Source organism: Tardiphaga robiniae (assembly GCF_001618955.1).
Lineage (GTDB): Bacteria > Pseudomonadota > Alphaproteobacteria > Rhizobiales > Xanthobacteraceae > Tardiphaga > Tardiphaga robiniae_A.
This window is the reverse complement of the sequence record NZ_LVYV01000001.1, coordinates 435,314-456,286: the sequence shown is the minus strand read 5'-3', so window position 1 is coordinate 456,286 and position 20,973 is coordinate 435,314. Positions and strand designations below refer to the sequence as shown.

Annotated in this window: 20 protein-coding genes; 7 read left to right on the top strand and 13 right to left on the bottom strand. The window is 62.5% G+C overall.

What is annotated here, in order from left to right; translation table 11 throughout:
- Positions 1-31: 31 nt before the first annotated feature.
- The 6 genes from A4A58_RS02210 (at position 32) to A4A58_RS02185 (ending at position 7,099) form a co-directional block, all read left to right on the top strand.
- Positions 32-931, top strand: a complete 900-nt coding sequence (locus tag A4A58_RS02210) for an EamA family transporter (protein ID WP_068729388.1) — start codon at positions 32-34, stop codon at positions 929-931.
- A 92-nt stretch (positions 932-1,023) separates the two neighbouring features.
- Positions 1,024-1,785 (top strand): thermonuclease family protein, encoded by a 762-nt coding sequence (locus A4A58_RS02205; protein ID WP_192855876.1) that lies wholly within the window; start codon positions 1,024-1,026, stop codon positions 1,783-1,785.
- A gap of 119 nt (positions 1,786-1,904) precedes the next feature.
- Positions 1,905-2,852, top strand: coding sequence for an AAA family ATPase (locus A4A58_RS02200; protein WP_068729384.1), 948 nt, complete (start codon positions 1,905-1,907; stop codon positions 2,850-2,852).
- Positions 2,853-2,855: 3 nt separating this feature from the next.
- Positions 2,856-4,220 carry a vWA domain-containing protein gene (locus A4A58_RS02195; RefSeq protein WP_068729382.1) on the top strand — a complete coding sequence of 455 codons (1,365 nt, stop codon included), beginning with the start codon at positions 2,856-2,858 and terminating at the stop codon, positions 4,218-4,220.
- Between the two features lie 12 nt (positions 4,221-4,232).
- Entirely contained in the window at positions 4,233-5,441 is a 1,209-nt protein-coding gene (locus A4A58_RS02190) for an amidohydrolase family protein (protein ID WP_068729380.1), read from the top strand.
- 68 nt (positions 5,442-5,509) lie between these two features.
- The gene (locus A4A58_RS02185) at positions 5,510-7,099 is read left to right on the top strand and encodes a gamma-glutamyltransferase family protein (protein ID WP_068729378.1); all 1,590 of its coding nucleotides are present in this window, start codon (positions 5,510-5,512) and stop codon (positions 7,097-7,099) included.
- Here the strand turns inward: A4A58_RS02185 and A4A58_RS02180 are convergent, their stop codons facing one another.
- From A4A58_RS02180 to A4A58_RS02135, 10 genes are all read right to left on the bottom strand, one after another.
- Complete coding sequence (locus A4A58_RS02180; RefSeq protein ID WP_068730388.1) at positions 7,100-8,692, bottom strand: class I adenylate-forming enzyme family protein; 1,593 nt, start codon at positions 8,690-8,692, stop codon at positions 7,100-7,102.
- 145 nt (positions 8,693-8,837) lie between these two features.
- Positions 8,838-9,752, bottom strand: a complete 915-nt coding sequence (gene dmeF, locus A4A58_RS02175; RefSeq protein ID WP_068729376.1) for a CDF family Co(II)/Ni(II) efflux transporter DmeF — start codon at positions 9,750-9,752, stop codon at positions 8,838-8,840.
- A 9-nt stretch (positions 9,753-9,761) separates the two neighbouring features.
- Positions 9,762-10,037 (bottom strand): metal/formaldehyde-sensitive transcriptional repressor, encoded by a 276-nt coding sequence (locus A4A58_RS02170; RefSeq protein ID WP_068729374.1) that lies wholly within the window; start codon positions 10,035-10,037, stop codon positions 9,762-9,764.
- Between the two features lie 97 nt (positions 10,038-10,134).
- Complete coding sequence (locus A4A58_RS02165; RefSeq protein WP_068729372.1) at positions 10,135-11,670, bottom strand: SpoVR family protein; 1,536 nt, start codon at positions 11,668-11,670, stop codon at positions 10,135-10,137.
- Positions 11,667-12,938 (bottom strand): YeaH/YhbH family protein, encoded by a 1,272-nt coding sequence (locus A4A58_RS02160; protein ID WP_068729370.1) that lies wholly within the window; start codon positions 12,936-12,938, stop codon positions 11,667-11,669. The genes A4A58_RS02165 and A4A58_RS02160 overlap by 4 nt, the downstream gene beginning before the upstream one ends.
- 25 nt (positions 12,939-12,963) lie before the next feature.
- A complete protein-coding gene (locus A4A58_RS02155; RefSeq protein ID WP_068729367.1) occupies positions 12,964-14,907 on the bottom strand; it encodes a PrkA family serine protein kinase in 1,944 nt (647 codons plus the stop codon).
- 353 nt (positions 14,908-15,260) lie between these two features.
- The gene (locus A4A58_RS02150) at positions 15,261-15,731 is read right to left on the bottom strand and encodes a DUF1178 family protein (protein ID WP_068729365.1); all 471 of its coding nucleotides are present in this window, start codon (positions 15,729-15,731) and stop codon (positions 15,261-15,263) included.
- Positions 15,728-16,627: a carbon-nitrogen hydrolase family protein gene (locus A4A58_RS02145; protein WP_068729363.1), complete on the bottom strand. Its 900-nt coding sequence runs from the start codon at positions 16,625-16,627 to the stop codon at positions 15,728-15,730. Before A4A58_RS02145 ends, A4A58_RS02150 begins: the two co-directional genes overlap by 4 nt.
- Complete coding sequence (gene grxC / locus A4A58_RS02140) at positions 16,624-16,899, bottom strand: glutaredoxin 3 (protein ID WP_068729362.1); 276 nt, start codon at positions 16,897-16,899, stop codon at positions 16,624-16,626. The genes A4A58_RS02145 and grxC overlap by 4 nt, the downstream gene beginning before the upstream one ends.
- A 31-nt stretch (positions 16,900-16,930) precedes the next feature.
- Positions 16,931-17,740, bottom strand: coding sequence for a ComF family protein (locus tag A4A58_RS02135; RefSeq protein WP_081421660.1), 810 nt, complete (start codon positions 17,738-17,740; stop codon positions 16,931-16,933).
- A 77-nt stretch (positions 17,741-17,817) separates the two neighbouring features.
- Here A4A58_RS02135 and A4A58_RS02130 point away from each other — a divergent pair, with 77 nt between their 5' ends.
- Entirely contained in the window at positions 17,818-18,666 is an 849-nt protein-coding gene (locus A4A58_RS02130; RefSeq protein WP_068729360.1) for a methyltransferase domain-containing protein, read from the top strand.
- On the opposite strand, the gene A4A58_RS02125 is transcribed toward A4A58_RS02130, so the two are convergent.
- The 3 genes from A4A58_RS02125 to argJ are packed head-to-tail and all read right to left on the bottom strand — an operon-like array spanning position 18,663 to position 20,893.
- Positions 18,663-19,061 (bottom strand): (deoxy)nucleoside triphosphate pyrophosphohydrolase, encoded by a 399-nt coding sequence (locus A4A58_RS02125; RefSeq protein ID WP_068729358.1) that lies wholly within the window; start codon positions 19,059-19,061, stop codon positions 18,663-18,665. The two genes, A4A58_RS02130 and A4A58_RS02125, sit on opposite strands and share 4 nt — an antisense overlap.
- Positions 19,058-19,600 (bottom strand): hypothetical protein, encoded by a 543-nt coding sequence (locus A4A58_RS02120; protein ID WP_068729356.1) that lies wholly within the window; start codon positions 19,598-19,600, stop codon positions 19,058-19,060. The genes A4A58_RS02125 and A4A58_RS02120 overlap by 4 nt, the downstream gene beginning before the upstream one ends.
- Positions 19,601-19,645: 45 nt before the next feature.
- Positions 19,646-20,893, bottom strand: coding sequence for a bifunctional glutamate N-acetyltransferase/amino-acid acetyltransferase ArgJ (gene argJ / locus A4A58_RS02115; RefSeq protein WP_192855875.1), 1,248 nt, complete (start codon positions 20,891-20,893; stop codon positions 19,646-19,648).
- Positions 20,894-20,973: the final 80 nt, after the last annotated feature.

Sequence of the window (20,973 nt, the reverse complement as noted above, 5' to 3'; positions counted from 1 at the left end):
CGCGCCATCGCACGCGGATCCATCCTGCCTCATGCTTACCATCGTCTCGCTCTGGATTCCCTTCACCATCATTGCCTCGCTGGGGCAGGTGGCGCGCAACGCCATGCAGCGCTCGCTGACCGGACCGCTCGGCACCTGGGGGGCGACCAATATCCGCTTTCTGTTCGGCTTCCCGTTTTCGATCGTCTTTTTCGTGGTAATCATCCTGGCGACGGGCGACAAGGTGCCGTGGCCATCAGCCGAATTCTGGCCGTGGCTGCTACTCGGCGCGCTGAGCCAGATATTTGCGACGGGGCTCATGCTGGCAGCGATGAATGATCGCTCCTTTGTGGTGACCACGGCCTATCTCAAGACCGAGGCGATCCAGACCGCGATTTTCGGTTTTGTCTTTCTCGGCGATCATTTGACGGTGCTGAAGGTCGCGGCGATCCTGATTGCCACTATCGGAGTCGTCGTCACGGCACTACGGCCCGGTACCACGCGCAACATCGCCAGCGTCCGGCCGACCGTCCTCGGGCTGGTTGCGGCGGCGGCTTTCGCACTGTCGGCCGTTGGTTTTCGCGGCGCCATCATCGCTGTGCCCGACGTCAGCTTCGTCACGGCGGCATCCTATGCGCTGGTCTGGGCACTGTTCGCGCAGACCTCGATCTTGACCATCTATCTGCTGACCCGTGCACCCAAGGTTCTGAGCGACATCCTCGGCTTGTGGAAGCCATCGATGCTGGCCGGCTTCATGGGTGCGGTAGCCTCGCAATTCTGGTTCCTGGCCTTTGCACTTACAGCCGCCGCCAACGTGCGGACGCTGGCGCTGGTCGAGGTGCTGTTCGCGCAGGCTGTCGCCTATTATTCGTTCAAGCAGCCCCTTTCGGCACGCGAATTGTCGGGGATCGCGCTGATTGTCGTCGGCGTGGCGATGCTGGTTGCGGTGTGACGGCGCAGTGCGCGTGATGTCTCTTTCGTGGGGGCGTCTGCTGCGATAGGACTGATCGCAGCCCTCCCCGTGCCGATCCCGAGACCAGATTGATGCGCATCCTGTCCCTGTTCTTCCTGCTGCTTGTCGCCAACCCGGCCTCGGCGGTCGAAGCCATCGTCAAGGACGGCGACACCATCCAGATCGGCAATGTCGCCTACAAGCTTGCCGGCCTGGACGCGCCGGAGGTGGATCAGCCCTGTGTCGACGAGCATGCCGACAACTGGGCCTGCGGTGTCGAGGCAAGAGACCAGCTGGTGAAACTGATCGGCAAGCGCGAGGTTCGCTGCGAGGACCTTGGCGAGGACAAGATCTACAAGAATCGTCGCGCCGGTCTCTGTAGCGTCGTTGGCGAGACGGGTAGCCTCAATCAGGCGGTGACCCAATCGGGCTATGCGGTGAGTATCGAACCGTCGGACAAGGTAAGCGCCAAGACCAGCTTCAAGCCCGATGAGACGGCTGCCAAGGACAAGCGCCAAGGGCTGTGGCGCGGGTGTTTCGTGACGCCCGCGGAGTTCCGCCGCAAGGCGAGCGACAGCCCATTGCTCGGCTCGGCCTGTCGGAGCGACAAGGACAAGGAGCTACGCGCGGCGCTGTTTCCCGCCGATCTCGCGATGCCGGCGGGCTGCAATATCCGGGCGAAACAGGTCCGCCGCGCCAAGTTTACCGGCCATGTTGGCGTCTATCTCATTCCCCAATGCCAGAATTACGCGACCCAGCCGAAGCCGGACCGCTGGTTCTGCAGCGAGGATGACGCCCGCGCCGCAGGTTACCGCAAGGCGCTCAATTGTCAGGCCCCCAGTCGCCGCAACTGAGCGATGAGCCGCTGGCGCTGGACGCCGTCGACTGAACCACGTAGCAAATCAGGACGCCGGAATGAGCCGGGCGCAGGCGCGGTGGCTTATTCCAGTATACGAAATCCGGAGTAAAGCGCGTGGCCGAGAACACCAGTTCAGCATCGATCGAAGCCGTTGAGCGCAGTCTGGCCTCCGCCGGCTATATCGCCAGCCGGCAGATCGCTACCGCTGTCTATCTCGCCGAGAAGATCGAGAAGCCGATCCTCGTCGAAGGCCCGGCCGGCGTCGGCAAGACCGAACTCGCCAAGGCGATTGCGGCGTCGCGCGGCCTCGAGATGATCCGCATGCAGTGCTATGAGGGCCTCGATGAGGCCAAGGCACTGTATGAGTGGAAATACGCCAAGCAGCTGCTCTACACCCAGATCCTGAAAGACAAGCTCGGCGAAGTGCTGGGCGGCGCCGATACGCTCGACAAGGCGCTGGAGCAGCTGCATGATTTTGGTGACGTGTTCTTCTCCAAGGAATTCGTCGAGCCGCGCCCGTTGCTGCGTGCGCTGGAACAGCCGATGGGCTGCGTGCTCCTGATCGACGAGATCGACAAGTCCGACGCCGAATTCGAATCGCTATTGCTCGAAATTCTATCCGACTTCCAGGTCACGATCCCCGAGCTTGGCACTGTCGTAGCCATCGTACCACCGACCGTGATCCTGACCTCGAACGGCGAGCGCGATCTTGGCGACGCGCTGAAGCGCCGCTGTCTGCATCTGCATATCGGCTTCCCCGAACCAAAGCTCGAAGAGCGCATCGTCGAAACCCGCGTGCCCGGTGTTTCCGCGACACTGCGCAAGCAGCTTGTCGGTTTCGTCAATCAGGTCCGCACGCTGGACCTGAAGAAACTACCGTCGGTCAGCGAGACCATCGACTGGGCCAAGGTGCTGGTGCTGCTCGGGGCATCCGAACTCGGCCATGAGATGGTCAAGGACACGCTCAATGTACTTTTAAAGTATGAGGGAGATATCGAAGCCACGCTGCCGCAGGTCTCGGGTTTTGTCGCCAAGTCCGGCCGGCAAGGCGTGTTCGGTTAGTCGATGCGTGACACCCTGCATCGGTTCTTTCGGGCGGCGCGCGGCGCCGGGGTGAGAATCTCGCCCGCCGAAAGTATCGATGCGATGCGCGCGGTCGCCGAGGTCGGTCCCTCCGATCGCGGCATCCTGCGCGATGCGCTGCTGCTGACGCTGGCGAAATCCGGCGACGAGAAGGCGGCGCTCGCTGCCTGTTTCGACACGTTCTTCACCCATCCTGATTTCGAAGCGCCGCCCGGGGCAAATGACGACGAGACTGGCGAGGGGGGAAGCGAGACCGAAGCCGCGGCGGGCACCGCGTCGGCACAGGCTTCGACCGAACTCGGTTCGCTGGCGCAGATGCTGTTGGCGCAGGATCGCGCCGCCATTGCCGCTGCGCTTTCAAACGCATCGAATGCCGCCGGCCTGACCGACATCCGTGTCTTCACCCAGCGGGGGCTGTTTGCCAGCCGGGTGCTCGAGCAGCTCGGGATCGCGCAACTGCGCGACGACATCGACGCGCTCACGATCCGCAATCCAGCAGATGCAGAACGGCTTGCAACGGCGCTCGGTAGTCTGCGCGAGACCGTTAGCGAGATGGTCGCGCAGGCGCTGCTGCTCTATGGCCGCGAGGAGAAGGAAGCGTTGCGCAATGAGATCCTGCGCAATGCGCCGATGGCGCGACTGGAACAGCGGCAGATCGCGCAGATGCGTGTTCTGATTCGGCAGATCGCGCGGCGGCTGCGCGAGCGCTTCAGCAAGCCACGCAAACGGCAGCGCCGTGGCCATCTCGACGTCCGCCGCACCATCCGCCGCAATGCTGCTTGGGGCGGCGTGCCGTTCATGACGGCATGGAAGCGCCGTCATCGTGACAAACCGAAGATTGTCGCTATTTGCGATGTCTCGGGCTCGGTTGCACAGGTCTCCGACTTCTTCCTGCTGCTGATCCACAGCCTGCATGAAGTGGTGTCCGATGTGCGCTCCTTCGCTTTTTCCGGCAACCTGATCGAAGTCAGTGAAGTCCTGGAGAAGAACAAGCCTGAAGAGGCGATGAAGCAGATCATGTCGTCGGTTGGCTATGGCTCGTCCGACTATGGTCGCTCCTTCGTCGATTTCGAGAAGGGTTTCATGAGTGCGATCACGGCTCAGACCACGGTCATTGTGCTCGGCGATGCCCGCAGCAATAATCTGGATCCGCGCGCCGACATCCTGCGCCGCATCGGCGAGCGCTCGAAGCGGCTGGTCTGGCTCAATCCCGAGGGCCGCATGGGCTGGGGCTTCGGCGATTCCGAAATGCCGCGCTATGCGACCTTCTGCAATGTCGTGCGCCAATGCGCGACGGCGCAGCAACTCGAGCGCGCCGTCGCCGATATCGTGGCGACGTATCAATAGCGGAGGCTGGGGATGGCTGATATCGACACCGTGTTTACGTCGGCGAAATTCGCCGACGGTAGCCTCAACGCGATTGCCGTCAGCGGCGGTCGCGTCGCGTCGATCGCACCGGCCAGCGATCCGGCGCCGCGGGCAGCCGACACCGTCGATCTCAGCGGCTTGCTGGTGATCCCGTCTTTCGTCGAAGGTCACATCCATCTTGACACCAGTTTCTACGGCGACGTCTGGCGGCCGCATGTGCCGTATTCGAACGGCTTCAACGTGCAGGAGCGCGTCGCTATCCAGGCCGACAACATGGCCCAGGCCGCGCCGATGGCCGAGCGCGCGCAGAGCCAGCTCGAGCTTTGCCTCGGCCACGGCAGCACGCGGATGCGCAGCCATGTGATGGTCGACGGCTCGGTCGGTCTCAAATCACTGGAGACGATCCTCGCGGTGCGCGAAGCGCATCACGATGTCATCGACATCCAGCTCGTTGCGTTCCCGCAGAGCGGTATCCTGCGCAGCCCCGGTACGCCGGATCTGCTTGATGCCGCCTTCGATCTCGGTGCAAACGTGATCGGCGGCCTCGATCCCGGCGGATTCGATCGCGATGTCGAGAAGCATCTCGACGTGGTGTTCGGCATTGCCGAGCGACGCGGCGTCGATGTCGACATCCATCTGCATGATCCCTCGATGCTCGGCATTTTCGAGATCGAACAGATCTGCGCGCGCACGCGGGCATTGGGCATGCAGGGCCATGTCGCCATCAGCCACGCTTATTCGCTTGGCGATGTCGCGGCTGACGTGGTTCAGCGCACGGCGGAGGCACTGGCTTCGAGCGGCGTGGCCATCATGACCAATGCGCCGGGCGCGCGGCCGTTTCCGCCGGTGAAGCTGTTGCGCGCTGCCGGCGTCACGGTGTTCGGCGGCTGCGATAATATTCGAGACTCGTGGTGGCCCTATGGCGACGGCGACATGCTCGGCCGCGCCATGATGATCGGCTACCGCTCCGGCTTCAACACCGACGAAGACCTGACGCTGGCCTTCGACATTGTCACCGCCGGTGGCGCCAAGGCATTGCGGCTGGAGGATCACGGCCTCCGCGTCGGCGCCAAGGCCGACCTCGTCGCCATCGATGCACCGCACGTGCCGCAGGCCGTGGTCGCTCTGCCAGAGCGCCGCGCGGTCTACAAGAATGGCCGGCTGGTCGCGCGGGACGGCAAGGTCGTCCGAAAGGCTTGAATCATCGGCCAGACCCGTTACGACTGCGCCAAACAAAGCTGGCATGCCACGAGTTCTGGAGACGACGAATGCTTGAAACACCGCGCGCGCGACGGGGCATGGTGACCTCTCCGCATCACCTGGCGTCGCAGGCCGGTCTCTATGTGCTCAAGGACGGCGGGACCGCCGTGGAAGCGGCGATCGCCGTAGCGGCGGCGCTCGCAGTGGTCTATCCGCACATGACCGGCATCGGCGGCGACGGCTTCTGGCTGATCGCCGAGCCCGGCAAGGCGCCGATCACGGTGGATGCCTGCGGCCGCGCCGGCGCAGCGGTGGATCTTGCTTATTATGCGTCGAAGGGCGCTTCGGCGATTCCGTTCCGCGGACCGCTCGCTGCCAACACCGTCGCCGGGACCGTGTCCGGCTGGCAGAAAGCGCTGGATATCTCGCAGCATTGGCAGCAGCCGATGGCGCGCGAGCGGCTGCTGGAAAGTGCGATCTATTATGCCGAAAATGGCATCGTCGTTACGCGCAGCCAATCCGAACTGACGTCTGAGAAATTCGCGGAGCTGAAGGACCAGCCGAATTTCGCCGGGACTTTCATGCCGAACGGGCAGGCGCCGGCCGAAGGCGATATCATGAAGCTGCCGGCGCTCGGCGCGACGCTGAAGCGTCTGGCCGCCGAGGGCTTCGAGAGTTTCTACAACGGCAAGCTGGCCGACACGATCGCCGCTGACCTCGCCAAGGTCGCATCGCCCGTCACCGGGGCCGATCTGCAGAACCATCAAGCCACCGAGCGTCCGCCGCTGTCGACCACGGTGCGCGGCGCGCAGCTGTTCAACATGGCGCCGCCGACGCAGGGTCTATCGTCGCTGATGATCCTCGCGATGTTCGATCGGCTCGGCGTCACCCAGGCGGAAGGTTTCGATCACATTCACGGTCTGGTCGAGGCCACCAAGCAGGCCTTCATCATCCGCGACGAGCATGTCGGCGATCCCGATCACATGACGGTGGATCCCGCGACGTTCCTTGAGAACGCGAAGCTTGATGAACTGGCGCGTCACATCGATCGCAAGATTGCGCTGCCGTGGCCGCATGTCCGCAAGCCCGGCGACACCATCTGGCTCGGTGTCATCGACGGTCAGGGCCGCTCGGTCTCGTTCATCCAGTCGGTCTATTTCGAATTCGGCTCCGGCGTGGTGCTGCCGGACACCGGCATCTGCTGGCAGAATCGCGGCGCCTCGTTCCGGCTTGCCGAGAGTGGCTGGAATGCGCTGAAGCCGGGTCGCAAGCCGTTCCACACGCTCAATCCGGCGATGGCGATCTTCGATGACGGCCGCCGTATGGTCTATGGCAATATGGGCGGCGAAGGTCAGCCGCAGACGCAGTCGGCGGTGTTCTCGCGCTACGGCATGTTCGGCATGCCACTGCAGCAGGCGGTGACGGCGCCGCGCTGGCTGCTCGGCAAGACCTGGGGCGACGAGAGCGTCACGCTGAAGGTCGAGGATCGCTTCGATCCCGCGTTGATCCAGCAGCTTCGGGATGCTGGTCACGTGGTTGAAGTGCTCGGCAGCTATACCGGCACCATGGGCCATGCCGGGGCCATCGTGCTGCACGCCAACGGCGTGCTCGAAGGCGCGACGGACCCACGCTCGGATGGTGCTGTCGCCGCTTGGTGATCAGCTCGCCATCATCTTGCGTAGCTCGGTCTTGAGGATCTTGCCGTTAGCGTTGCGCGGCAGCGGCTCCTTCAGGAAGGTGATGGTGTCCGGCACCTTATAATCGGACAGTCGCTCCGCGCAGTATTTGCGGATGTCGGCCTCGTTGCCGCCATCGAGGCTGTAGACGAAGGCGTGTACGCGTTCGCCCAGCACTGGATCCGGTTTGCCCACCACTGCGCTTTCGAGGATGGCCGGATGATGTGACATCACGTTTTCGACCTCGGTGCAGTAGATCTTGAAGCCGGCGCGATTGATCATGTCCTTCTTGCGGTCGACCACATAGACATAGCCATCCGCATCCATGCGGCCGATATCGCCGGAGCGCCAGTAGCCGCCGACGAAGCCGGTGCGAGTCGCATCCGGATTGTCCCAATAGCCCGGCACGACCATTGCGCCGGCAATCAGCAATTCGCCGTTCTGACCGGCCGGCACCTCGCGCCCGTCGTCATCGGCGACCACGATATGCGCGCCGATTACGGGGCGCCCGACCGAATTGATCTTGCCGGCCGGCGAGCCGGGCGGAAACATTGTCGCGGGTGAGGTGGTTTCGGTCGAGCCATAGGCATTGCAGAGATTGAGCTTCGGCAGCACCTCGGCGAGCCGCTTGATAGTCGCTTCCGGCATCGGCGCCCCGCCGAAGCCGGCGATGCGCCATGAGGACAGATCGTGACGATCGAAATCCGGCTGCAGCAGGCAGAGATTATACATTGCCGGCACCATCAGCGTGTAGGTCATGCGCTCGCGCGCCGCGACAGCGAGAAATTCCGGCGCCTTGAAGGCGGGCAGGATGACCGTTGTTCCGGCGACATGGATGGTCGCAAGGATCAGCGCCACGAGCCCGGTGACATGTGACACTGGGACCGCCAGCAGAGTGACGTCACCGTCATGCAGGCCATAGCCGTGCTGGAAGTTGAGCACCGAGTGGATGATGCTCACATGGGTGAGCATCGCGCCTTTCGGATTGCCTGTGGTGCCCGATGTATAGAGCAGAAAAGCGGTGTCTTCCTGATGGAGTTCGGGAAGCGCAGCGGCAGGCGCATCATTCATCAGCTCCGTAAACGATGCCGCGCGTCCGCTGCCGACCACCCACTGATTGCGCAAGTCCGCACGCGGTGCGGGCAGGTTGGCCTTGCAGTCGGCGTCATAGACCAGAGCTGAGGTCCCACACTGCTGCAACACATAGTCGATCTCGGGGGCGCGTTGCCGCGCATTGAGCGGGACGACGATCATGCCGGCGCGGACGGCGCCGAGCGCGCAGAAGATGAATTCCAGGCAGTTGCCGAGCAGTATCGCGATGCGCTCGCCTTTCCGGAAACCGGAGGCGATCAGATTGCGGGCGACATTCTCCGCGACGCGGTCGAGCTCCGCATAGGTGACTCGTTTTTCGCCGAGCACCAGCGCGACGCCATCAGGCTTCCGCGCGACTGCGGCGCGCAGCATGGCGTCGAGGGTCGGCGGACGATCGGAGAAACAGGTGACGACGCGTTCGCGGTAGAGAACTTCATGGCGGGTGGCCGGCGTTGAGGTGTCCGGCGCTATCTGTCCTTGCATGTCCGTCCCAGACGTTTTTTTGCGCGCCGCAATCGGCACGTCCCGCCATTTGGCTGGCGATGATGACGTCAGGTTAATCAGCCAAGCGGCGAATGCCAACCCGCTTCGCCGCATGGCTCGTAACGTGGGAGATGTGCGTCCGGCGCTAGCGTGCTTCCACAGTCACGTGCTGCAATTCATGCACGGCCGTGAGGCGCTGCCGCACCGTCTCTGTGCTCGCTCCGCCGGCAAAGCCGACGATCGCAGCATGCGCACCGGGGCCGACGCGCCAGACGTGGAGGTCGAAGATGCGGGCGTCGCCGGGGCGCTCCACCTCGTCGCGGATTTCCTGTTCGAGATGCGGATCTGATGTGTCGAGCAACACGGCCGCCGTGTCGCGCAGCAAATTCCACGCCCAGGCGGCGATGACGATGCCGCCGACGATACCCATCACAGGATCGAGCCAGACCCAGCCAAGATAGCGGCCGGCTATCAGCGCGGCGATGGCTAGCACCGAGGTCAGCGCATCGGCCAGCACATGCATGAAGGCGGAGCGCATGTTATTGTCGCGATGATGCGCACCGTGGTGATGGTCGTGATGATCGTGGCCGTGGTGATGATGCCCGCCGCTCAGCAAAAACGCGCTGGCGATATTCACGATCAAGCCGATGACGGCGATCACCGTGGCTTCGCCGAAGGCGACTGTGGACGGATTGAATAGCCGCTGCACGGATTCGACGGCGATGCCGATGGCGATGATCGCCAGCACCAACGCGGAGGCAAAGCCGGCGAGATCGCCGACCTTGCCCGTGCCGAAAGTAAAGCGGCGGTTATGTGCGTTGCGGCGTGCATAGGCATAGGCGCCCGCAGCAATGGCGAGCGCCACGGCATGGGTCGCCATGTGGAAGCCGTCAGCCAGCAGCGCCATCGAGTTGAAGACTGTGCCGGCAACGATTTCGCCGACCATCATGATAGTAGTGAGGGCGACCACCCATAGGGTGCGGCGGGTATTGTCGTCGTGACTGTCGCCGAGAAACACATGGTCGTGGGCGAGGGCGTCGATATCTCCGGGCGCGGTCATGCGCGTCTCCTATTTTGCGTAGCGCCGGATGGCGGCGATGAGTTCTTCGGCGCCGGCCGCACGGTCGTCGGCGCTGAGACCGGGATGGGCGACATGCTCGCGGACATGGTCCTCGATCAGTTCATCCATCAGCCCGCTCACGGCGCCGCGCACGCCTGCGACTTGATGCAGGATCGTGGCGCAGCCGGCGTCTTCGGTGATGGCCTTCTCGATGGCGACCATTTGGCCGGCGAGCCGACGGACCCGGGCGAGCAGCTTGGTCTTGTTAGCGGTGAGATGTGACATAGGATAGTCCCCTACCCTATATTCCTTCCGAGCGAAAGTCCCCGCCCGGCGACAAGCCGGGCAGGGGAGTTTGCGGGAGGGAACGTAAGGGGATTGATCAAGCGGCCGCGGCCATCACGCGAGGATGGGCGACGTGTTCCTTGAGCACCAGGCCGGAGGCATCGACCTCGGCAAGCGAGACGTCGTAGCTCCAGAGATCGGCGAGATGCTGCAGCACCCGTTTGGCGTCGGCCTCGTTCAGCAGGGCGCCATTGAGCACCGAATGCTTCAGCATCAGCCGGCGATCGCCGGCGAGGTCGACGTCCACCACTTCGACATTCGCGTCGATCAGGCCGACGTCGTACTGACGCGCCAGCACACGTCGGACGCGACGATAGCCACGCTCGTCATGGATGGCATCGACGCGGATGCCTTCCGACACCGCCGGATCGTCATGCAGGTGGAACATCCGCATGTGGCGCATCAGTCGTGGGCTAAGGAACTGGCTGACGAAGCTCTCGTCGCGGTAGTTCGCCCAGATATCTCGCAGCACCGCCATGGCGTCGCCTTTGCCGGCGATATCGGGAAACCACGCGCGGTCTTCGTCGGTCGGATCGGTGACGATTTTTTCGATGTCCTGCATCATTGCGAAGCCGAGCGCATAGGGGTTGAAGCCCGAGAAGCGCCGGTCATCGTAATTCGGCTGGAACACGACATTGGTGTGCGATTGCAGGAATTCCAGGAAGTTGCCGTCCGAGATCTGCCCGGTCTGATGCAGCCGGGTCATGATGCGATAGTGCACGTAAGTGGCCGTGCCTTCGTTCATCACCTTGGTCTGACCTTGCGGGTAGAAATATTGCGAGATGTGCCGGACGATGCGCAGCAGTTCACGCTGCCAGGTTTGTAGCCGCGGTGCGGCTTTCTCCAGAAAATATAGCAGGTTTTCCTGCGGCAGGCCGAGCAGGGCGCGTCGTCGCTCCGCGCTGAGCAGTGAGGCACTCTTCGTCCGCCCCGTCGGCACCGTGCGCCACAGATCGTTGAACGAGGTTTCTTCGTGGTTGCGGCGTTCCTTGGCGCGTTTTTCCTCGGCCCGCAAATCCAGCGATTTCTTGCCGGGATAGCGATCGACGCCGTGCGACATCAGCGCGTGAGCGGCGTCGAGCGTCTGCTCCACCGCTGCGCGGCCATGCTTTTCCTCGCACTGCGCCACATAGCCCTTGGCGAAATCGAGATAGTCGAGAATCCCGTCGGCATCGGTCCACTGCTTGAAGAGGTAGTTGTTCTTGAAGAAATGGTTGTGGCCGAAGGCGGCGTGGGCGATCACCAGCGTCTGCATGGTCGCCGTGTTTTCCTCCATCAGGTAGGAAATGCACGGCGACGAGTTGATGACGATCTCATAGGCCAGGCCCATCAGGCCCTTGCGATAGGACGCTTCCTGATGGGCGAATTGTTTGCCGAACGACCAGTGCTTGTAATACAGCGGCATGCCTACGGACGAGTAAGCGTCCAGCATCTGTTCGGCGGTGATGACTTCGATCTGGTTCGGGTAGACGCTGAGGCCGAGCTCCTTTTCGGCAATCTCCTCGCAGGCATCGTGGATGCGCTGCAATGTAGCGAAGTCCCAGTCCGCGCCTTCGTAGAGACGGTCTGTCATGGAGCCACCCTCTCTTTGGCCTGGCGACGCTGAAATAGGTCATGGAACACCGGGAAGATTTCGCTGCGGTCATTGACCTTGCGCATCGACAGCGGCGCTCCTTCCGCGCGCAGTCGCTGATACAGTGTCCATAGCGAGGATTCCGACATTTCGAACGGATGGCTGCCGGACTCGCCTACTTCCAGATAGGCGAAGAACTGCGTCACCGGCAGAATCATGTCCTTGAGCAGGCGGCCGGAGAGATCGCCGTCGGCATAGGAGTTGTCGCCGTCCGAGGCCTGTGCGGCATAGATGTTCCAGTCGGCGGGGCGATAGCGTGACTGCACAATCTCATGCATGGCCTGCAGCGCGCTGGAAACCAGCGTGCCGCCCGATGCGGGGCCGTGGAAAAAGGTCTGCTCGTCGACTTCCTCGGCGCGGTCGGTATGACGGATGAAGACGATCTCGACCTTGCGATAGCGACGCGTCAGGAAGACGTAGAGCAGCATGTAGAACCGCTTGGCGAGATCCTTCATGTGCTCGGACATCGAGCCGGAGACGTCCATCAGGCAAAACATCACCGCCTGCGCCACCGGCTTCGGCACGTTCTCGAAGCGGCGATAGCGGATATCGATGGGATCGATGAAGGGAATCCGCCGCATCTTGGATTTCAGTCGTTCGATTTCTGCCAACAATTCGGGGCGGCGCTCGTCACTGCAATGCTCCAGTTCAGTTTCCAGCTGTGCAATGGCTTCCGGTCGTGGTCGCTGCAGTGCAACCCGTCGCGCCATGGCCAAGCGCACGGTGCGGCTGACCGAGATATTGGCAGGCGAGCCCGACGTCGTATATCCGGCACGGCGCAGGCCTTCGTTCTCGACTTCGGCCAGCTTGCGCTTGGAAAGATCCGGCAGTTCCAGGTCGTCGAGGAACATGTCGACGAATTCATCCCGACTGAGCACAAACCGGAACGCATCCTCGCCGTCGCCTTCACCGGCATCATTCGATCTGCCGCTCTTCGATTGCGGTCGCTGAAGGTAATCACCTTCCACAAATTTCACGTTGCCGGGCAACACCCGGTCGCGAATCCCGCCTTCGCGATAAAACCGGGGCTCGTTCATCCCGTCGAGCGGGATGGACACTTCGCCACCTTCCAGGACGTCTTTGATGTCGCGGTCCTGGGAGGCTTTCTTGACGGCTCCCTGAACCAGAGCTTTCGCGCGTCGCAAGAACCGCTGGCGGTTCTCAAGACTCTTGCTGCTCGGGTTCAGGCGTCTATCGACGATATGCATGGCCACGTTATGTTGGCTCCTTGCGTCAGCCGGCCTGTTTCACGCGCATGTACCATTCGACGAGACGGCGAACCTGGCGCTCGGTGTAGCCGCGAACGACCATCCGCGCGACGAAGTCGTCATGCTTTTTCTCGGTCTCGCCGTCCTTCTTCGATCCGAAGGAGATCACTGGAAGCAGATCTTCAACTTGAGAGAAGATGCGCTTTTCGATGACTTCCCTGATCTTCTCATAACTCGTCCAGGTCGGATTCTTTCCACCGTTCTGTGCCCGCGAGCGAAGCGAGAACTTCACGACTTCGTTGCGGAAGTCCTTGGGGTTGGCGATTCCGGCCGGCTTTTCGATCTTGCTCAGTTCCTGATTGAGCAATTCGCGATCGAGCAATTGTCCGGTGTCAGGATCCTTGAAGTCCTGATCCTCGATCCAGGCATCGGCATAGTCGACGTAACGATCGAACAGGTTCTGGCCGTAGTCCGAATAGGATTCCAGATAAGCTTTCTGGATTTCGTGACCGATGAACTCCGCATAACGCGGTACCAGCTCGGCCTTGATGAATTCGAGATAACGTTTTTCGACTTCATCAGGCATCTGCTCCCTGCGGATCGCCTGCTCCAGCGTATACATCAGGTGTACGGGATCTGCGCCAATCTCCGACGTGTCGTGATTGTAGGTCGCGGCCAGGACTTTGAACGCGAAGCGCGTCGAGGCACCGTCCATGCCTTCATCAACACCGGCGGCGTCCTTGTATTCCTGAACGCTGCGGGCCTTCGGATCCGACTCTTTCAGGCTTTCGCCGTCATAGACCCGCATCTTGGCGAAGGTCGTCGAGTTCTCGTGCTTGCGCAGCCGCGACATCACGGAGAAGCGCGCCAGGGTTTCCAGCGTCGCCGGTGCGCAAGGTGCGGTGGCGAGTTCGGAGCCCTGAATGAGCTTCTCGTAGATCTTCTGTTCTTCGGTGACGCGCAGACAGTAGGGCACCTTGATGACGCAGATACGATCGATGAAGGCTTCGTTGTTCTTGTTGGCCTTGAAACTCTGCCACTCGGACTCGTTGGAGTGAGCGAGAATAACGCCAGTGAACGGAATTGCGCCGATATTTTCGGTGCCGATATAGTTGCCTTCCTGCGTCGCCGTCAGCAGCGGATGCAGCATCTTGATCGGCGCCTTGAACATTTCGACGAATTCGAGCACGCCCTGATTGGCGCGGTTGAGGCCGCCGGAATAGCTGTAGGCGTCGGGATCGTTCTGGGCGAAGATTTCGAGCTTGCGGATATCCACCTTGCCGACCAGCGAGGAGATGTCCTGGTTGTTCTCGTCGCCGGGTTCGGTTTTGGCGATGGCGATCTGGCGCAATCGCGACGGCTGGATGCGGGCGACGCGGAATTGCGAGATGTCGCCGCCGAAAGCTTCGAGCCGCTTATAGCACCACGGACTCATGAGACCCGTAAGCCGCCGGCGCGGAATGCCGTATTTCTCTTCGATCATTGGGCCGAGCGTGTCGGGATCGAACAGGCTGAGCGGGCTTTCATAGACCGGGCTGAGCTCGTCGCCAGCTTTCAGCACATAGATTGGATGGACTTCCATCAAGGCCTTGAGGCGCTCGGCAAGCGATGATTTGCCGCCGCCGACCGGGCCGAGCAGATAGAGAATCTGCTTGCGCTCTTCGAGGCCCTGCGCCGCATGGCGGAAGAAGGCGACGATGCGTTCGATCGTATCTTCCATGCCGTGAAAGCCGGCAAAGGCTGGATAGCTACGGATGGTACGATTCAAAAAAATACGGCCAAGGCGTGGATCCTTGGCCGTATCTATCATTTGAGGCTCGCCGATCGCCGCCAGTAGGCGTTCCGCCGCGTTCGCATATCGCATCGGGTCCCCTCTGCAGGATTCCAGATACTCGGACATCGACATGTCCGTCTCACTTCGGGCTTCGTAACTTCTAGCGAACGCATTGAACAGAGAATCGTTGTACATGATCCCTCTCTCCTTGCTGGTCGGCCGTCCTGTTGGTCGCGATGCTCCTAAAGGTGGTAACGGAACGCGTCTTTCCGATCGCGACTCAACATCAGCACTATAGCCTTCAGGACACATCCAGGTCCGAAATCGCGCAATGCGATCTGAGTGCAGCGCGCGACTCATATTCAGGCACTTGCTTATAAGTTAGGCGAGTTTTGCCATGTCTCAAGGGCCGGCAAAGCGATTGTCGACGCCTGTGACTCGAACGCCACAAAGTTGCCGTATGTTGGAAGCTTTCGGAATCATGTACCGACGGCGCAGTTTGGATGAGTCGAAACGCGCACAAGAGCATCGGTGAGCGGAGGTTGCGCTCAGTTCCGATCGCTGGGCAGGACGGGCAGCGGAGTCACCTCGATACCTTCATCGATCAGCGACCGCGCTTCATCCGGCGTCGCTTCACCGTAGATCGGACGATGTTCGATGTCGCCATAATGCATCTTGCGGGCTTCGGTCGGGAAGCTTTCACCGACATTGTCCGCGTTTTTGGTGACGTGATCGCGCAGTTCTTTCAGCTTGGCGCGTAGCTCGGCTTCCTGCGGCGCCATCATCAGCGGGGCTGTGGTCTCGGAACCCGCGTCAGGGGCGGGGGCCTCCGCGGGTGCCGGGCGATTCTTGCTCTTGCTCAGGATGCGCGGGGCCATAATGGCCTTCTCGACCTTCACCGATCCGCAATTCGGGCAATTCACCAGCTTGCGCTTCACCTGGGAGTCGTAGGCGCCGGAACTCTGGAACCAGCTTTCGAAAGCATGGCCCTTCTCGCAGCGTAGGTCGTAACGGATCATGTCGCTTGCCGGACAAGGTGCAGATAGTCTGGACCCGACTTGGGATCGCTGACGCTGAAACGGCGGCCGTGCTGCAGGGACGGCACGGTCTTGCGCGCTTCCGTCACCTTCGCAGGATCGATCTTGGCCAGAATGAAGCCCGGCTCGATGCCGGTCGCTTCGGCCAGAACCACGCCCCATGGGTCGATAATCAGCGAGTGTCCATATGTCGCACGCTTGTTCTCATGCACGCCGCCTTGGGCGGCCGCAAAGACGAAGCAGCCGGTCTCGATGGCGCGGGCGCGCAGCAGCGTGTGCCAATGGGCTTCGCCGGTCTTCTGGGTGAAAGCCGAGGGCACGGTGAGGAACGACGCGCCGCTTTCGGCCAATGCGCGGTACAGCGCCGGGAAGCGGACGTCGTAGCAGATGGTCAGGCCGATGCGGCCCCAGGGAAGGTCGGAGATGACGGCGGTCTCGCCCGGCTGATAATTCGCGGATTCGCGATAGCTCTCGCCGTTCGGCAGGTCGATGTCGAACATGTGGATCTTGTCGTAGCTCGCCAGGACATTGCCGTCCGGTCCGATCAGGAACGAGCGATTGGCGGCGCGTTCCAGGTTGGCCAGCACGGCCAGCGATCCGATATGTACGTAGATCTTCAGCTCCGCGGCGAGGGCGCGATAGGCCTTCAGCGAGAGGTCGTCTTCCTCCGGGCGAAGATGTTCGAACAGTGCCGTGCGATTGAGTTGCATCATGTTGCTCACTTCCGGCGTGAGCACATAGTCGGCGCCGGCGAGCGCGGCTTCGCGGATCAGATGGCGGCCCTGTTCAAGGCTCGCCTCCGGCAGCAGGCCGGTGCGCATCTGCACCATGGCGGCGGTGAAGGTCTGGGGCTCGGACGTCGGGGATGTCTGGCTCATGAGGTGGCCTTCTCGCCTGCGATCATGGCGTCAAATTTGCCTTCGCGGTCCAATGCATAGAGATCGTCACAGCCGCCGATCAGGGTGCCATCGATGAAGATCTGCGGGAAGGTGGCGCCAGGATAGGTACGGTCGAACATTTCCTGGCGCAGCTTCGGATCGGTCGCGGTGTCGAAATGGGTGAATGCAGCTTTCTTGCGCTGGAGCAGTGAGATCGCGGCGCTGCAATAGCCGCAGCCGGGGCGGGTGTAGATTTCAATCGCGGCGGCCATCTGGTGCTCCGGTTCGCAGGGAAGTGCCTGATTATATGGGGACCTTGTGGGCCTCCACAACCCGCGCAAAGACCAGCACATCGACCTGGGCCGCCTTGGCGCGCAGCAGCGCTCGTGCGCAGGCGTCCGTCGTGGCACCCGAAGTCAGCACGTCGTCGACCAGAATGACGCGGCGGCCATGGATTTCAGCCCGGCGTTCAGGCGGGACCTTGAAGGCGCCCTGCACATTGCTGGCGCGCTCGGTGCGCGACAGGCCAATCTGGTGTTCGGTCGGGCGTATTCGCCGCAGGGCGTCGCGGGATATCGCAACGCCGCTCTGCTGGCCGATTGCCCGTGCCAGCGCGCCGGACTGGTTGAAGCGCCGGCTGAAGCCGCGGCGCCAATGCAGCGGCACCGGCACCAGAAGATCGGCATCTGCTAGCAATTCCTTCCCCGCACGCGCCATCCAGCGACCCATGGTTGGCGCGAGGTCTGTCCGGTCATGATATTTCAACTGGTGCACCAGCGTGCGAGCGACATCATCGTAGCGCACAGCTGCGCGGGCGCGCTGATAGGCCGGCGGATCGGCGATTGCCTGCATCGACAGGATGCCCGGGCCGGGATCGTAGACGAAGGGAATGCCGAGCCGGCTGCAGAATGGCGGCGCGATGAAGGACAGCTTGCCCCAGCAGGCCGCGCAGACGCCTTCGCCGGCGACGGGTTCCCGGCAGGCGACGCAGAGCGTCGGCAGCGCGATGTCGAGCGCCACGCGGGCGGTTTGCGTCCATGCAGACCGGCAAAGCCTCAGCGCGCCGCGCAATTGCGCGGGGAGGGACCATGACACTGTCGCCTCTGCGTCCATAGGTTGAAGGCTAGAGCTCTCTTGCGCTCACCTCAAGCGCGATTGCCAGATCCCTGGTCTTCGGCGTACCAAGCCGCATGGCTCAGACCCCGAATGCCGCACCTATTCTGTTCGATCGCGCTCTGCTGCGGGCGCGGCAGGCGCGTGCGTCGCGGCTGGGCGCCGAGAATTTCCTGCTGGATCGTGTCGTTGCCGACATGGATGAGCGATTGCAGGCGGTGCTGCGCCAGTTCGACAATGCCGTCGATGTGGCAACGCCGGGCAACGGTCTGCGCGATGTTGTGGCCGGGCGTGTCGGTCATTTCGCGCATGTCGATGTGCCCGATGTCGAAAGCGACGGCCTCAATCTCGCGCCGGCGTCGCTCGATCTTGTCATCTCCGCGCTCGGGCTGCACTTCGTTAACGATCTGCCAGGCGTCATGGCGCAGATCCGCCGCGCGCTGAAGCCTGACGGCTTGCTACTGGCGGCAATGCTCGGCGGTGACACGCTGACCGAGCTGCGGCAGTCCTTCGCCGCGGCGGAAGCCGAACGCGAAGGCGGCATCTCGCCGCGCGTCGCACCAATGGCCGATCTGCGCGATGTCGGTGCGTTGCTGCAGCGCGCAGGATTTGCGCTGCCAGTGACCGATGTCGATCGTGTCGTGGTGCGCTACGACAGCGCCTTCGGTCTGATGCAGGATCTGCGCAGGATGGGCGCCACCAATGTGCTGGTCGAGCGCCGCCGAGCGCCGCTGCGCCGCGCGACATTGCTGCGGATGGCGCAGATCTATAGCGAGCGTTTCGCCGATCCCGACGGCCGCATCCGCGCGACCTTCGACATCATCTGGCTGTCCGGCTGGGCACCGCATGAGAGCCAGCAAAAGCCGCTGAAGCCGGGCTCGGCGAAAGCAAGTCTCGCCGACGCGGTGAAGGGGCTGAAGCCCTAGAGCAGATCGATCAGATGCGGGATCAGCGGGATATCCGCAGCCGGCATCGGATAGTCGCGCAACTTGTTCGGCCGCACCCAGGCGAGGTTCTGGCCCTCTTTCGAGATCGCGAGACCTTCCCAGCGCCGGCAGATATAGAGCGGCATCAACAGGTGGAAGTCCTCATAGGCATGGCTGGCGAAGGTCAGCGGCGCAAGGCAGGCTTCCTTCACGGTGATTCCGAGCTCCTCGTCGAGCTCGCGGATCAGCGCCGCTTCCGGCCGTTCGCCGGGCTCCAGCTTGCCGCCGGGAAACTCCCAGAGGCCGGCCAGCGCCTTGCCTTCCGGCCGCTGCGCGATCAGCACGCGGCCGTCGGGGTCGATCAATGCGCAGGCGACGACGAGGACAAGTTTCATAGGGTTATTACACGGTTGTTGGTTGTCTGGGACATGTGTGGGGCACAGGGAACGATCGCGTCGCCAGCTTTTCCGGGCGCGCTCTCATTGTTCGGTATGAGAGTTTTGGTTGCAGCATCGTTCGGGGTTACCTGGATGTCGACATGGGTCGTGAGCTGCACGCGCGGCAGTTCGATGATGTAGTCGACCGTGTCCGTTCCCGAATAGTCGCTGCTGGGCATGTAAACCAGTTGCAGTGCGCGCATGCGTTTCCCGACACAGGTCTGGTCGTCCCCGGTCACATTCTTTTGCGGCGCGACCATGATGGAACGTCCGCACAGGCTGCCATGCGATGGAGGTTTGGCGATCGTGAGCTTGGGCAGCACCGGCTCACATTTCGCGTTCCATCGCACCGCAAAGCCGAGGCCGATCTCCTGACCGGCTTTGACATTGCGGGCGAGCGTGCGTGTCTTGATCGACGGCTGATCCTCCGCGCCGGCTGTTTCGAGCGGCATTGCGACGGCGCAGGCAAGTATCAGGATCCGTTTCATGTCGACCATCGCAAGCCACCTTCATAGGCCTCGGTCCGGAGGCGCAGCAGCAAGCTACGACCGATAGTCGCCGTTGATGGCGACATATTCCTTGGTGAGGTCACAGGTCAGCACGCGGTCGCGGCCCTTGCCGAGGCCGAGCGTGACCTTGATCTGCACCTTGGGGTTCTTCATCGCGTTGGACACTTCGGTCTCGTCATAGGACGGATCGCGCGCGCCTAGCTTGGCGACGCGGATGCCGTTGAAGGAGATCGAGAGCTTGTCGCGATTGGCGGGTTCGCCGGCCTTGCCGACGGCCATCACCACGCGGCCCCAATTGGCGTCTTCGCCGGCAATCGCCGTTTTCACCAGCGGCGAATTGGCAATCGACATGGCGATCTTGCGTGCCGAGGCCTTGGTGGTCGCGCCTTCGACGACGACTTCCACCAGCTTGCGCGCGCCTTCGCCATCGCGTGCGACCTGTTCGGCGAGGTCGTTGAGAATGACGTTCAGTGCCTTCACGAAGGGCTTCAGCCTGATGTCGCTGGCCTTGGTGATCTTCGGTGCGCCCTGTGCGGCTGCGGCGCCTGTCGCGAACATCAGCAGCGTGTCGGAGGTCGAGGTGTCGCCGTCGATGGTGACGGCGTTGAACGAATCTTCGACGCCAGCCTTGAGCAGCGCCTGCAGCGCTGGCGCCGAGATTGGCGCATCGGTGAAGATGAACGAGAGCATCGTTGCCATGTCGGGCGCGATCATGCCCGCGCCCTTGGCCATGCCGTTGATCGTAACCTTGGCCTTGCCGAGTTTCACGGTGGCGGTGGCGACCTTCGGGAAAGTGTCGGTGGTCATGATCGCCCGGGCGGCGTCCATCCAGCCGTCAGGTCCGGCACTTTCCGCGAGTGTGGCGAGCACGCCGTTGAACTTGGTGGCGTCGAGCGGCTCGCCGATCACGCCGGTCGAGGCCAGGAAGATCTCGTTCGGCTTGCAGCCGACGGCCTTGGATGCGATGTCGCCGGTGAGTTTGGTCGAGGTCTTGCCGGTTTTGCCGGTGAAGGCATTGGCATTGCCGGAATTGACCACCAGCGCCTGCGCCTTGCCGTTCTTCAGCACCGCGCGGCACCATTCCACGGGAGCCGACGGGCACTTCGACTTGGTGAACACGCCTGCTGCCGTCGTGCCCTTGTCCATCACCGCGAGCAGCACGTCGGTGCGGCCCTTGTAGCGGATGCCGGCGGCGGCGGTGGCGAGGCGCACGCCTGCAATGGCGGGCATCTCGGGAACGTCGGTTGGGGCGAGGGGGGAGACGGGCAGCGACTTGGCCATGAGTGCTTTCAGCTTTCGTAAAAAGATGAAGCGCTCTGTATCACCTCTGCCACCATGGTGGGAGAGGGCTTCATGGAGAA